Raw genomic sequence first — 14615 nt, 5'->3', positions numbered from 1 at the left:
GCCGAGGCGAAAAGCAGAAAAAAGAAGATTGAAAAAAGGTTGGGAGGCGACCCAACCCAGCCACACCCCGGCACACAATTGTACTGTTACCGTTGCTTCCTTCCGGACCTGGCGGAGTTCACAGCGAACTGTTGCGGGGGGACCAAATTGGGCCACCATAGTATGGTGCGCAAAGAAAAAAGCACACCTTAGGGGCTGCGCATTATCCGGTTTTCACCAAACAATGCAAGCCGAGCGACAGAGGTTTTTTAAGAACAACTACTGCAAGCTCGGCGCAGCGAAGGATATAGGTTAAAACTTAACCGCATATAACGCGCAAAGACGAAACATGCTCTACATTTTTAATCGCTTCAATAACACTATCGTTTGGACGAATCGCCAAATCGAGGATATTGTAAGCGACATCATTGCGACTTTTATTAACCATATCGATCACGTTAACGTCATTTTCAGCGAAAACAGACAGCACATGCCCCAACACGCCAGACACATTTTGATTGGTAAAGGTGATACGACAGCCAACACCATTACGCGCCATAAGTGTTTCTGGGAAGTTTACGGAATTTCTAATATTGCCGTTTTCCAAGTAATCGCGCAGTTGATTCACCGCCATTACCGCACAGTTCTCTTCCGCTTCTGCCGTGCTAGCGCCAATGTGCGGCAATGCTACAACCTTACTGTGACCAATCAAGCATGGCTCCGGGAAGTCACACACATACTGACGTAATTTTCCGGCATCCAAGGCTGCAACTACAGCCGCCTGATCGACAATTGCGTCGCGTGCGAAATTTAAGATCACCGCGCTCGACTTCATTACGGCGAGTGTTTCAGCGTTGATCATATGCTTGGTTGGCGCAATCGCTGGCACGTGGAGAGATACGTAATCAACTTCACTCAACAAGGCTTGCAAACTCTCTTTGCGGCGAACGGTACTAGGTAGGCGCCATGCGGCTTCCACCGACAAGGCAGGGTCAAAACCTGCGACATCCATCCCCAAGGCTAGAGCCGCCTCAGCAACCATTGAACCAATTGCACCCAAGCCGACAACACCCAAGGTTTTTCCAGCCAATTCGCTTCCCGCAAAACGCTTCTTTTCCGCTTCAAGCAACTTGGACATCTCACCCGCGTCGGTCATTTCACCTAGGGTGCTGACGTATTCGCGACCCTGTAAAATACCGCGCGAGCTCAACAACATACCTGCGAGCACTAACTCTTTTACGGCGTTTGCATTGGCTCCCGGCGTATTAAAAACGACGATACCTTTCTTGGTGTAGTCCTCAACCGGCACATTGTTTACACCGGCACCAGCGCGAGCCACGGCAATTACAGATTCAGGCAAGGTCTCATCGTGCAGCTTTTGACTGCGCAATAACACCGCATCCGGCTTGTCGACGCCTTCGCCAACACTGTAGTTTTCGGCAGGGAATCGACTGAGGCCTTTATCGGAAATTTTGTTGTATGTACGAACTTGAAACATGCTGCTTTGCACCTTTAGATTTTATGAATTCGAATAATCGCTTCGCGAGGGTAAGGCGGCGTCTTCGGCTCGACTTTTTTGATTTCCTTGTCGGCTTTTTTGACAATAAAACCGGAAGGAATCGCTAACCCATTGTTTTAAAAGGGTTTAAAAGTTGGCCCTTTATTTGCTATAACAGGAGTACCGAGAGTAATTGATTAGAACCAGCCCTGTGCTGCCAGTCTTTTACTGTTAGGTAAAACCTTGTTTCTTCGATTCGGCCCTGGTCTCCAGGGCTTTTTTATGCCTGCCAATCACGTAAATACAACGACGTTTTAAATATTCGCCTGCAGCCGCCTTTTCGCGGCCACGCAATATGGCACTTGCCTAGAGGGGCCAACTTCGCCCCCCTCAGCTACGACCTAAGCCGATGACTATGGCGTTACTTATTTCCGTTACTTATGCTGTCACTTCGGCGTAAGCCCAGCTCAGCCAAGGCATTAAGGCTTCTAGGTCAGAGGCCTCAACTGTAGCACCACACCAAATACGTAAGCCTGCCGGCGCATCGCGATAAGCGCCGATATCGTAGGCAACGGCTTCGCTATCGAGCAGCTTAACAAGCGCCTTCACCTGATCGGCACTGGCCTTCAAGGTTAGACAAACACTGGTGTTGGAAAGCGTGGCGGGATCTTCAGCAAGAAAGCTTATCCAGTCGTTTGCGGCTACAAACTTTTCAACCACAGCCAAGTTGGCTTGAGATTTGGCAATAGCGCCGCTCAAACCACCCAAGCTACGCACCCAACCGAGTGCATCAAGATAGTCGGCAACACACAACATTGACGGCGTGTTTATTGTTTCGCCGCGGAAGATCCCTTCATCCAACTTACCACCTTTAGTCATGCGGAAAATTTTTGGCAACGGCCAAGATGGTGTGTAACTTTCTAGACGCTCAACAGCCCGAGGACTGAGAATCAACATGCCGTGAGCGCCTTCTCCGCCAAGAACTTTTTGCCAGCTGTAGGTCACTACATCGAGCTTTTCCCATGGCATTTCCATAGCGAACACAGCCGAGGTTGCATCACAAATAGTCAAGCCCTTGCGGTCGTCCGGAATCCAGTCGCCGTTTGGAACCTTCACACCAGAGGTCGTGCCATTCCAGGTAAAAACAACGTCGTTGTCGAAATTTACCGCGCCAAGGTCTGGCAACTTGCCGTAATCAGCAACGGTTGCTGTCGCATTTTCGAGCTTTAGCTGTTTAGTAATATCGGTTATCCAACCACTACCAAAAGATTCCCAAGCGAGCACATCAACTGGGCGCGCTCCCAGCATCGACCACATTGCCATCTCTACCGCACCGGTATCGGAGGCCGGCACGACGCCAACACGGTAACCCTCAGGCAAACCCAATAGCTCCGCAGTTTCGGAACAGGCTCGACCGAGCGCGACCTTGCCGATAGAGGAGCGATGCGAACGCCCAAGAGTACCCAGCTCCAACGCCGTTACATCGTAACCAGGGCGTTTGCTGCAGGGGCCAGAAGAAAAGTTTGGATTGTTGGGCTTGGCTTGCGGTTGCATTTTGTTCCTCTAAAAACGGCCAAAACCCCAAACGGGGTTTTGTGACTGGATTGGACTGAATTTGGTCTTGTAGGACTTACAAACGATACAGCAAATAATACAAAGCGAACGCTACGGGAGACCAATACACCCGAAAAATGGGGCGCATTATGCCATTGTTAACCTCTCCAGCAAAGCCAATGCGGAAAATATTTCGCTGCAGACTGCTCCTCGACCCAACACAGCAGGGCCGGAATATTAGAGCGTTTTGAGATCAATCAGAATCAAGCGAGACGGCAAGACCACAGCCTACACCAACAAAGGGCGCGCTAGGCGGCGCCATACCAATATCGTTACTTTAGTAAACTACATATAAGACTCAGTAGAGCAAGGTATACAGCTTGCGCTGATAGTGAATTGCGAGCGGATCACCCTTACCTAAAACAGCCAAAATATCGTTAAAACTGCGGCGCGCTTCACCCTCACGATAACCGAGATCGCGCTGCAATACGCGGTACAACATGTCCAACGCCTCACCAAAGTATTTGTGCTGCCCATACTGTATCGACAGCAAGTAAGTAAGCTCGATATCATCTGGTGACTGCGCCAACTGAGACTCTAACTGCTCAATTTCAGGCGCCTTGGCCGCCTGCTGAGCCAGCTCCAACTGCGACATTAATAGGTGGTAATGCTCATCTTGATCCGCCATGCGAATCGTCGCCAGAAGCTCTTCCGCTGCAGAGACCCGATTAAGCATCAACAAAGCCTGCGCCCACAGCAACTGGATATTCGCCTGCTGCGCCGACTCGCTGGATGCCTGCTGCAAAATCGGCAATGCGCTTTGCGCGTCGCCCTGCTCCAGTAACAACTTCGCCGACGCTGCGGCCTCATCCCAAGGTTTCGGCAAATGCTTAGCCAAAAACTCGCGCACCTGCACTTCAGTTTGCGCGCCAGTAAAGCCATCGACCGGCTGACCATCCTTCATAAGCATTACAGTCGGCAAAGATCGCACACCAAACTGAGACGATATCATTTGCTGAGTATCCGCATTTACTCGCGCCAACAAAAATCGCCCGGAAAACTCAGCCGCAAGCTTTTCCAAAACTGGCATCAAGGCCTTACAGGGCTCACACCAATCGGCCCAAAAATCGACCAATACGGGCCGCGAGAATGACTCATCAATCAAATACTGCTGGGCATTGGATTGGTCTATATCAATAACGCTTAAGTGTTCCATGTAAGACTTTATAACCTCATTTTCAAACTAACCGGCACAGCCCCGCAATTCGCCAGCGCCGCTAACAACTAACAATCAGGCAAACTACGGCGTTTCCACCTGAGCAAACGTCGACTCAACAAAATCGAGCAGCGACTCACTACCAACGCTGACATCCAGCGACTCCGGCAGTTGATACAGCGCCCACTCAACCCCCCACTCAAGGCGACGCCCCGACATTATTGCCGTAAACGGACCTTGCTGTTCCACTTCTATATAGGGGTTTTTAATGTCCGCATGCGCGTAGATTTCTATTTCCGCCTCGCGCGGAGCAATTTCTTGAGGGTCGACGCTCGGGAATTTTTTTATCAACAATAAACCATTATTAGCATTGGCAATCCAGCCACCGGAATTATTGGAAAAGATCTTCGGAATACCTACCAAGCCCTCAGGGCAATACCGATACCAATAATGATCTACTGCGAAGTCTACAGCGCAGGTCGAAAACCCTTCAGGCCCCGTATCGGCCGAATAGAAAGTCAAACCACCGGCAATACGGCTAATTTCCCAAGGGGCCATGGTAACGATTTCATCTGAAACATTTTCAATGGTATAGCTGACATTAAAACCATGCGAACTTGCCGTAATACGCTTATAAAGCTGAATCCCAAGAGCAGCACACGGCTGACTGCGAAGCAACACGCTAGTATTTGTAGCGCCCAAAACATCGTAGAGGTGCTCATCCAACTCCGGCGGAGGGGGCCACCCCCACAGCGATTGAGGTGACGGCCAGAAAGTAGAGCCGGTCTGAATACCGGTGTCGAGGAGCGCATTTCGCCCCTCGATACTAAACCCTAAAATACGACCGCCGTAGCGACTGACCGAGATCTGTCGATCGCCGGATTGCAGCTCGATGCAATATTGTTCCTGGTCCACAAAACGCTCCAGTATTTAACCCCAGAAAAACAAGCTAACGGAACGATCATCAAAAAAACTAAACGGATCGCCGACCACCTGAAACGCTGGCTAATTATTATTGTTCGCGGCATCGAATCAAACAAAAACCGACCTCAAACACCCACAAAATAATTGGGTGCTATTTTGGGTTTTCACAGGCGCCAATTCGAAACCACCACCTCCCACCTACGCATTGCACCCGGCTCTCGCGCCGACACTTAGAACAAAACAACGCTGATTGTAGGCCCAACCCAAACTTGTGGCTTTATAACACGCACAAACCACAAATGACAAACACCGCTACAACCAACAAGGACATCTAACTAAAAACGGACAACACCAACATAAAAGTCAACAACTGCGTCGATATGTATCGATCAATCACAAAAACACACATTGTAAACGGTTACAGATTGGCGCGAATTACATCATGACAACATCGATCCATAGGCCAACAACTAACCAGAACAAGATGGGAAGCATACCCTGACAAACGGTCAGAACACCTAGCAGGTTATAGTCATACAGACCACCAGATAGCCGAAAAACACACAGCTAAAGCTCAGCGCTCTCAATCATCCCAAGCAAACTTCCAGCTAACCTCGGTTTTCACCATATCAATAGGCACTTTCGTGCTAATTATCGGCGATTAGCCTACTATTTTTCGGCAAAGTACTGTTAAAACTCTCAATTTCTCCTAAAATACCGGCCCTGTATGCTCCGCAGCACCGAGCAAAAAATGGCGCGCCAATTATTTACTGGTTACCACCATAGATTGCCGCAACTACTTGGTGAGCGAGAGCACACATTTATTGAGCACATCGACACACAGTTGCCTCAAGCTACGTTCACTGGAGGTAGTTGTACTGGGGTCGATTAAAGCTGAACTTAGCTTGTGCTCGTCCTGCGTTACCTAACGACAAAGACTATAAGAACGAAAGGCGTCTTAATCATATGCATTTAACTTTCTTGGACTTATCCATCATCGGCCTCTATTTGGCCAGTACGGTAGTCATTGGCCTAGCGCTAAAACGCAAAGCCTCTAAAAACCTCGACTCCTATTTCCTCGGCGGCAAAACCCTGCCCTGGTATATGCTAAGCCTGTCGAATGCCTCTGGCATGTTTGATATCTCTGGCACGATGTGGCTTGTAACCCTTCTTTTTGTATATGGCTTAAAGAGTATTTGGATTCCTTGGCTATGGCCGGTATTCAACCAAGTCTTCCTGATGGTGTTCTTATCGCTCTGGTTGCGTCGCTCCAACGTGCTGACTGGCGCAGAATGGATCCGCACCCGTTTTGGCGATGACCTCGGCGGCAAGCTATCCCACGGCATCATCGTGGTCTTTGCACTTATTAGTGTTTTGGGCTTCCTTGCCTACGGGTTTGTCGGCATCGGCAAGTTCATGGAAATCTTCATCCCATGGGAAACCGTATCGCCCTACGTTCCGTTTAGCGTAACGCCAGAATACGTGCCACACCTTTACGGCATCGTATTTACCTCCATCGCAACCTTTTACGTAATGCTCGGCGGAATGCTGAGTATTGTTTGGGCGGATTTGCTGCAATTCACGATCATGGCTGTATCGGCGGTTATCATCGCGGCTATCGCAATGATGCAGGTGTCTCCAGAAGCCTTCCAAGCGGCCGTCCCGGCGGATTGGTCAAACCCATTCTTTAGCTGGAACCTCAGCATGGACTGGTCGAACAAAATCCCCGAAGTCATGGAAAAAATTAATTCCGATGGCTACGAGCTGTTCGGCATATTTGTAATGATGATGCTGTTTAAGGGTGTGCTTATCAGTGCAGCTGGCCCAGCACCCAATTACGATATGCAAAAGATTTTGGCAACCAAGTCGCCTCGCGAAGCGGCGAAGATGAGCGGTTTTGTATCGGTTGTTCTGATGCCTATCCGCTACTTGATGATTGCCGGCTTTACCGTTCTGGCACTGGTTTTTTATTCGCAACTGGATCTTCAAGTGGGCGATCGTGTCGACTTTGAAAACATTCTACCTTCCGCGATCAGCCAGTTTGCTCCTGCCGGTGTTATGGGGTTATTACTTGCAGGCTTGCTAGCGGCATTTATGTCGACATTCGCCTCTACGGTTAACGCCGCCCCGGCCTACCTGGTAAACGACATTTATCGTCGTTACATCAACCCAGAAGCCTCGGCAAAAACACTGGTTCGTATGAGCTATGTTGTTTCAGTTGCTGTAGTACTGATCAGTACCTGTATCGGCCTGTTCGTTACTAGTATTAACTCCGTCCTACAGTGGATCGTGTCCGGCCTATGGGGCGGCTATACGGTTTCCAACGTACTGAAATGGTATTGGTGGCGCTTTAACGGCATGGGTTACTTCAGTGGTATGACCGCCGGTATCATATGCGCAATGTTTGTACCGCCTTTATTACAGCTTGCGCTTCCAGCTACGCCAAGCGATATATTGCCGCTGTATAGCTTCCCAATCATTTTGCTGCTCTCTAGTATTGCCGCTGTTGTCGGCAGTATTTCCAGTGAAGAGGAAGATAAGACTCGTTTGAAGGAGTTCTACAAAAAGGTGCGTCCTTGGGGTTTCTGGGGGCCAATCCACGACTTGGTCGCTGCCGAAGACCCAAGCTTCAAGCGCAACCCTAACTTCAAGCGCGACATGTTTAACATCGCTGTCGGCATCATTCTACAAACCTCACTTGTAGCACTGCCAATATTCTTTGTTATTAAAGAGTTTTACTCTGCCGCCTTCACTGCAGCTATTGCAATCGGCACAGGGCTAATTCTCTGGAAAACATGGTTCCAAAACCTAAGCGATTGGCCGGAAGAGGAAATCGCTCAGGAACAAGCAAAGAAACTAGCAAAAGCGTCATAAGCTACTGCTGAAAGCCCGACCGGGAACACAGAGCGCCACCTAAACCGTCGCGCCCTGTGTTTTCTTTTATATAAAAACAATTATTAAATTCCAACTATCGCCAACTAGCTAAGGTAGAGAAATAATGAAATTTGGTCATTTTGACGATAACGCTCGTGAATACGTTATCACCAATCCCAAAACACCATACCCCTGGATCAACTATCTTGGGAACGAAGATTTTTTCAGTCTTATCTCTAATACCGCTGGCGGATATACCTTTTACAAGGATGCTAAATTTCGCCGTTTAACTCGCTACCGCTACAACAACGTACCTGTAGATAACGGCGGCAAATACTTTTACATCAACGACGGCGGTGACGTTTGGTCGCCCGGTTGGAAACCTGTAAAAGCAGACTTAGATAAGTACGAATGCGCCCACGGCATGAGCTACACCCGTGTTACCGGCGAACGCAATGGCGTTGAAGCTGAAGTAACCTACTTCATCCCCCTCAAAACCTGGGCCGAAGTACAAAAAGTTAAATTAAAGAACACCTCCAGCGAAACCAAAAAGCTGAAGTTCTTCTCTTGGGCTGAATGGTGCCTGTGGAACGCAGAAGACGACATGCAAAACCTGCAGCGTAACTTCTCCACGGGTGAAGTCGAAGTTGAAGATTCTGTTATCTATCACAAAACCGAATTCAAAGAGCGTCGCAACCACTACGCCTTTTACTCTGTAAATGCCCCAATCCAAGGTTTTGATACCGATCGCGATGTATGGAAAGGCCTCTACAACGACTTCGATCGTCCAGATGCGGTATTCGAAGGTAAGCCACGCAATTCAGAAGCTCACGGCTGGTCACCTTGTGCCTCCCACTACATTGAAGTGGAACTCGCACCGGGAGAAGAAAAAGAATTAGTTTTCGTACTTGGCTACATCGAAGTAGACAAAGACAACAAGTGGGAAAGCAAAAACATAATCAACAAAAACCCAGCAAAAGAACTGATAGCACGCTTTGACACGGTTGAAAAAGTTGATGCTGAATTAGCCAAGCTGGCCGACTACTGGACCGACCTACTGTCGACCTACTCTGTCGATAGTGGTGACGACAAACTCGACCGCATGGTCAATATTTGGAACCAGTACCAGTGCATGGTGACGTTCAATATGTCACGTAGCGCCTCGTTCTTCGAAACCGGTATTGGCCGCGGCATGGGTTTCCGCGACTCCAGCCAAGACCTGATCGGCTTCGTGCATCAAGTACCTGCGCGTGCACGCGAACGTATTATCGATATCGCCTCCACCCAGTTTGAAGACGGCTCGGCGTACCACCAGTACCAACCGCTTACTAAGCGCGGTAACCACACCCTTGGCGGCGGCTTTAACGACGACCCACTCTGGCTAATCTTATCAACTACCGACTACATCAAAGAGTCTGGCGACTTTGGCATTCTCGATGTTCAAGTCCCTTACGATAACGATGAAAGTAAAGCCACAAGCCACTTTGAACACTTGAAGCGCTCTTTCTACTTCACAGTTAACAACCTGGGCCCTCACGGCTTGCCATTGATCGGTCGCGCCGACTGGAACGACTGTCTAAACCTAAACTGCTTTTCGGAAGATCCAAATGAATCTTTCCAAACCACCGGCAACAAGAAAGGCTTTACCGCTGAATCCTTGATGATCGCTGGCTCCTTTGTGCTGTACGGCAAAGAATTCATCAAGCTCTGTAAAGTGATCGGCAACGAAGAAGATGCTGCCGAAGCGCAAAAGCACGTCGACGCAATGATCGAAGCGGTCAAGAAAGATGGCTGGGACGGCGAATGGTATCTGCGCGCCTACGATTACTACGGCAAGAAGATTGGTAGCAAAGAGAACGAAGAAGGCAAGATCTTCATCGAGTCTCAAGGCTTCTGCGGCATGGCCGGTATCGGTTTAGAAGAAGGCATGGTTCACAAGTCTATGGCCTCTGTTAAAGAGCACCTAGATTGCGAGTACGGTATTGTGCTGCAGCAACCAGCCTTTACTAAGTACTATATCGAGTACGGCGAAATCTCTACTTACCCTGCGGGCTATAAAGAGAATGCCGGTATCTTCTGCCACAACAACCCCTGGATTACGATTGCTGAAACTCTTATCGGCAACGGTGATCGCGCCTTTGATACCTACCGTAAAATTGCACCAGCTTACTTGGAAGACATCAGTGACTTGCACAAGGTTGAGCCTTACGCCTACTGCCAGATGGTAGCGGGTAAAGATGCATTCAAGCCTGGCGAAGGTAAAAACTCTTGGCTAACAGGTACCGCCTCGTGGAACTTCGTAGCAATTACCCAGTACATCCTAGGTGTTAAACCAGATTACCAAGGTCTTGCTGTAGACCCTTGCATCCCTAAGGATTGGAAAGGCTACACCGTCTCCCGCAAGTTCCGCGGTGCTACTTACGAAATCGTGGTTAAGAACCCGAACAACGTTAGCAAAGGCGTTGCCTCTATTACCGTTGACGGCGTTGCCATAGAAGGGAATGTGATCCCAGCTCAAACCGAAGGCAGTAACGTTAAAGTTGTTGTGACACTTGGCTAAGCCTCTATGATTTTTGGCTAGCGCCAGAAACACTAAACTCGAACAAGCCCTGTAGCGATACAGGGCTTTTTTTTGGCTTAACAAAACGTTACCAAAAAACCCGCAAAACCCGCCACTTATTCCATTTAAAACCAAAAACACCTCAATAAAGACACAAAACAACGCTCATATGAATAAGAGATAGCGATTCGTTACTTTTACGGACAAAACAATCTAAAACTTCCGTAACTTTAGGTAACACTAGGTCGTGTTTTTACCTAAACTAACTACATCAAATCAAACACAAACCAAACACTTAACCCGAAGGAATACGACCATGTTGAAAGAAATAATCGCAGTATCAGCTCTAACCTTAACTCTTAGCGCACCTTTCGCCGCCGCCTATTCGATCATTTCCAAAGAAAGCGTAACCGGCACCCTAGAAAGTATTAACACCGAAAGTCGCGAATTAGTCCTTAAGAGTAAAGCTGGCACCAGCGCTACCGTAACCCTTGGCAGCTCCGCAAAAGTTGTAATGGGAAGCGATGAGTTTGCCGACCTAGCCAAGCTAACCAGCGGCCAAGAAGTTGTGATTAACAAGCGCACACTTACCGCTACTGAAGACAATATTGAAGGCGTTATTGTGAGCATCAACAGCTCCGCAAAAACTGCACGCGTTCGTCAAGATTCCACAGGTGAGATTATTGAAGTTCAATTCGGCGAGAACGTGAAAGTTATCGATAACAACAAGACCCGCCCTTTTGCCAGCTTACGTCGTGGCGCTAGTGTATTGATTCAAACCGCTAGTAACTAACTTACGGCTACCGCCTGAAGCACTTATTTAGTGCTCGGCTTACACATCCCAACGGTCTACTTTATACCCCGCCTAGGCGGGGTTTTTTTTGGTGTTATACAACGCCAAGCACCAATACCTATTCGCCAACAACAACTGTATACTGTTCCGAGCCCATGATTAGCGGCGCTGCCCCATATAGCGACCTTTCCTTGAGGTGACCTTACAGTGGAAAAACAATAACGAGTGGTATTTCAATACCTAGTGGAGATGTATATGACTGCCAGTTTTGCCAAAATTGGGCTACGAGAAAAGATCGGATACGGCATGGGCGACGCCGCCTTCAATTTCGTATGGATGACCTTTATTTATTTTGGAACCTATTTCTATACGGATGTCTTCGGCATTTCCGCATTAACGGTAGGCAGCTTGTTTCTTTTGACCCGTCTTTGGGACACTGTTAACGACCCCATTATGGGCATGCTCGCCGACCGTACAGAAACACGCTGGGGTAAATTTAGACCCTATCTGCTGTTCGGTGCAGTCCCGCTCGGCATAGTCGCCACCTTATGCTTTACCACTCCCGATATCAGCGACGAAAATAAAGTGGTTTACGCTTACGTTACTTATTTTCTAGTGGGTATGGTGTATACCGCGCTCAACATCCCCTATTCCTCGATGCTTGGTGTAATGACATCTAACCGCGATGAGCGCAACGGATTATCGTCCGCGCGCTTAGTCGGCGCTTACTGTGCCGGCCTTGTCGTACAGTTTGCAACGCTTGATTTGGTTGGCTGGTTCGGTGAAGGCGACGACAAGTTAGGCTTCCAGATGACCATGGCGCTCTACTCAGTAATATTTGCCGTGCTGTTATTCTTAACCTTTAGCTGGACTAAAGAACGCGTTAAGCCAATCAAACAAGAGCGCTCGCCGTTTTTAGTAGACTTAAGAAACCTCGTAACCAACGTTCCGTTCATCGTGTTGTTCTTTGTAGGTATCTTCACCCTCAGCTGGGTATCGATTCGCGGCGCATCTATTATGTATTACTTCAAGTACTACCTTGGCGCCGAAGATATTGCCAAGTGGTACATGTCGGGGTTCACCATATGTAACATTATTGGCGCGGCACTTACCCAGTGGATCTGCCGCGGCCGCGACAAAAAAATGATCTACATCGGTCTTATGATGTTTAACGCCATTACCATCGGCGGAGTGTATTTCGTGTCTCCCGACAATATGCTGCTGTTCAGTATCTTGCATTTCAGCAACGGCTTAATGGCCGGGCCCATTACCGTAATTGTTTTTTCAATGTACGCCGATATCGTAGATTACACAGAGGTTAAGCGTGGCCATCGTATCGACGGCTTAATCTTCTCTGGGGCTTCCTTTTCTCAAAAGATGGGCTGGACGGTGGGCGGCGCCGCTGGTGGCTTTTTGTTAGCCTTCTTCAACTACGAACCAAATGTTGCCCAACCAGAAGATACCATCATGGGGATTCGAATGATGTTCACCATTATCCCAGGCGTTCTCTCAGTCGTGGCGGCCCTATCAATGATGGCGTATCAACTAAGCGACAAGACCATGGATGATATTCAAAATAGTTTAAAGTCGAGCTAGCGCCACGCTCACACATCTAAACTAAAAAGCCGCTGTAACCTTACTAAGTTACAGCGGCTTTTTTATGTCTACAGAAAATACAGGGGTGGAGCATCCTATCGAAAGCCTAAACCATTACCAGGACTCTTAACACTGGCCGCAGATTCAATACCTCACGCAAAACAAAATCCAATCCTAATAATAAGTACTTAAACTTATTCGTTTTCGTCTTCTGGCGGTAATTGATAGCTGTCATTCGCTAAACGGATAAATTCATCTCTTGATACACCACCAGTAACCTGCAGCGAAGGTGGTGTCAGGGCCATGGAATAACTCGGTGATGCAATAAAATCCGGCGGATAAAGCGCGACGCTAATGTGCTGATAGTGAAAAAGCAAACCCAGTACAATACCAAGCAAAGTGCACAACCAAGCCTTTAACTCCGTCGCCTGACGGCAAGAAATGTAAAAGACGGCGGTAAGCACCACAAGATTTACGGCAATATTCAGCTGCGTAAACGGCACCAGCCAACCAAAATTAAACTCATAGGGGTAGCTTAGATAGTCTAGTACTGACAATACAATAAACCCCAGCAAGATGAGGTTCGCATGCATAAAAAAGCGTGCTTCACGACTATTCAAACGCGCGATCAAGGCCCAAAACCCTGCGTAAACACCAACCATAGCCAGTACGATCAACACCGAATTAAAATCTTTCAACAACTCTTCGGAATAGGGATTACTGATATACGCATCTAGTACCACCAAACCGATAAGCACACAGGTCGCAACTAGACCAACCCACCACCCCGAAATGCGATGTAACATTGGTTCGAATGACGAGAGTTTTAGCGTGCGTGGTAACGGCTCGCTCTTGCTCACAAAACGCAAATAAGTTTTACCGATACATATTGGTTGGCCAGCGGAAACCTGCTTGAGTGAAGAAGATTGCAATGTCTGCCCCGAGCCATCTAAGCGAGTGCCGTTGAGGGTTGCTAAATCCTCGACTTGATAATCACCGGATTCCGCATCGAGCGACACCTGCAAATGCTCCCCCTCTATATAGGGGTCGCTTAAAATCAAATCGTTGTCGTAACCCCGTCCAATCGAAATGGAGTTCTTTTCGAAAACATGAACGTCAATTCTTTTGCCAGCCTTGCTGACGATTTCAACAATCATTTAAAACTCGCCTGTCCGATAAAATTCTGGAGAAAAAGCTGCGCATCCGACTGAGAAACCCCAGCAATAAAGAAGTGCTCCATAAGCGCTTTATTTTCTTGGCTTACACTTACGCCAATATAGAGCGCATCATAAAGTTTTTTGAGTTCTTTATAGGGGCGCGTACAAAATGCCACGCGCTGCTGTAGTACGCCCCGCTCCTCGATATTTTTCTCAATACAGTTAAAGTTAGCGACATTATCCTTGCCCGCCGAAGTGGACGGCTTCGCACTCGAAAACTGCTGTGACGCTAGATTGTAAAACGCATAGGAAGACCAGCCCTCGGCTTCAATAAGACTAAATTCGTACTCGAAGTAACCGGTATTAAACCTGTGGGACAAATAAATAGGTTGCCGACTATTGCACCCTTTATTGACCGTTAAAACATGTGTTTTTTCATCTTCATGACTATTACCCCAGCAGTC

At 48.1% G+C, this 14615-nt stretch carries 9 protein-coding genes, 1 other RNA gene and 1 pseudogene; 4 read left to right on the top strand and 7 right to left on the bottom strand.

Translation table 11 applies throughout. The annotated features are described in order from the left end of the window. Positions 1–51: 51 nt before the first annotated feature. From ffs to IDZ20_RS06860, 5 genes are all read right to left on the bottom strand, one after another. An RNA gene (ffs, locus tag IDZ20_RS06880) (signal recognition particle sRNA small type) lies at positions 52–148 on the bottom strand. Positions 149–298: 150 nt separating this feature from the next. Continuing rightward, positions 299–1477: a 3-phosphoglycerate dehydrogenase family protein gene (locus IDZ20_RS06875; RefSeq protein ID WP_188150690.1), complete on the bottom strand. Its 1179-nt coding sequence runs from the start codon at positions 1475–1477 to the stop codon at positions 299–301. A gap of 438 nt (positions 1478–1915) precedes the next feature. Further along, positions 1916–3031: a phosphoserine transaminase gene (locus tag IDZ20_RS06870; protein ID WP_188150689.1), complete on the bottom strand. Its 1116-nt coding sequence runs from the start codon at positions 3029–3031 to the stop codon at positions 1916–1918. A 358-nt stretch (positions 3032–3389) separates the two neighbouring features. Then, positions 3390–4247 (bottom strand): thioredoxin, encoded by an 858-nt coding sequence (gene trxA / locus IDZ20_RS06865; protein ID WP_188150688.1) that lies wholly within the window; start codon positions 4245–4247, stop codon positions 3390–3392. 84 nt (positions 4248–4331) lie between these two features. Then, positions 4332–5162 (bottom strand): DUF4380 domain-containing protein, encoded by an 831-nt coding sequence (locus IDZ20_RS06860; protein ID WP_188150687.1) that lies wholly within the window; start codon positions 5160–5162, stop codon positions 4332–4334. 975 nt (positions 5163–6137) lie between these two features. Between IDZ20_RS06860 and IDZ20_RS06855 the strand changes: the two genes are divergently transcribed. The 4 genes from IDZ20_RS06855 to IDZ20_RS06840 all read left to right on the top strand — a co-directional run bounded on the left by IDZ20_RS06855 (position 6138) and on the right by IDZ20_RS06840 (position 12994). Next, the gene (locus IDZ20_RS06855; protein WP_188150686.1) at positions 6138–8045 is read left to right on the top strand and encodes a sodium:solute symporter family protein; all 1908 of its coding nucleotides are present in this window, start codon (positions 6138–6140) and stop codon (positions 8043–8045) included. Between the two features lie 124 nt (positions 8046–8169). Then, positions 8170–10605 carry a glycoside hydrolase family 94 protein gene (locus IDZ20_RS06850; RefSeq protein WP_188150685.1) on the top strand — a complete coding sequence of 812 codons (2436 nt, stop codon included), beginning with the start codon at positions 8170–8172 and terminating at the stop codon, positions 10603–10605. Positions 10606–10921: 316 nt separating this feature from the next. Beyond that, positions 10922–11398, top strand: coding sequence for a hypothetical protein (locus IDZ20_RS06845; RefSeq protein ID WP_188150684.1), 477 nt, complete (start codon positions 10922–10924; stop codon positions 11396–11398). A gap of 255 nt (positions 11399–11653) precedes the next feature. Beyond that, positions 11654–12994 (top strand): MFS transporter, encoded by a 1341-nt coding sequence (locus tag IDZ20_RS06840; protein WP_188150683.1) that lies wholly within the window; start codon positions 11654–11656, stop codon positions 12992–12994. 194 nt (positions 12995–13188) lie between these two features. Here IDZ20_RS06840 and IDZ20_RS06835 read toward each other — a convergent pair whose 3' ends face one another. Beyond that, on the bottom strand, positions 13189–14151 hold the full coding sequence (locus IDZ20_RS06835; RefSeq protein ID WP_188150682.1) for an FHA domain-containing protein: 963 nt from the start codon (positions 14149–14151) through the stop codon (positions 13189–13191). After that, a pseudogene (locus IDZ20_RS06830) lies at positions 14148–14615 on the bottom strand (hypothetical protein); the annotation flags it as partial. The gene IDZ20_RS06835 and the pseudogene IDZ20_RS06830, both read right to left, overlap by 4 nt.

The organism is Teredinibacter waterburyi (assembly GCF_001922985.1).
Classification (GTDB): Bacteria; Pseudomonadota; Gammaproteobacteria; order Pseudomonadales; family Cellvibrionaceae; genus Teredinibacter; species Teredinibacter waterburyi.
Note: the sequence above shows the minus strand (reverse complement) of the source record. Positions and strands in the feature narration are given on the sequence as shown.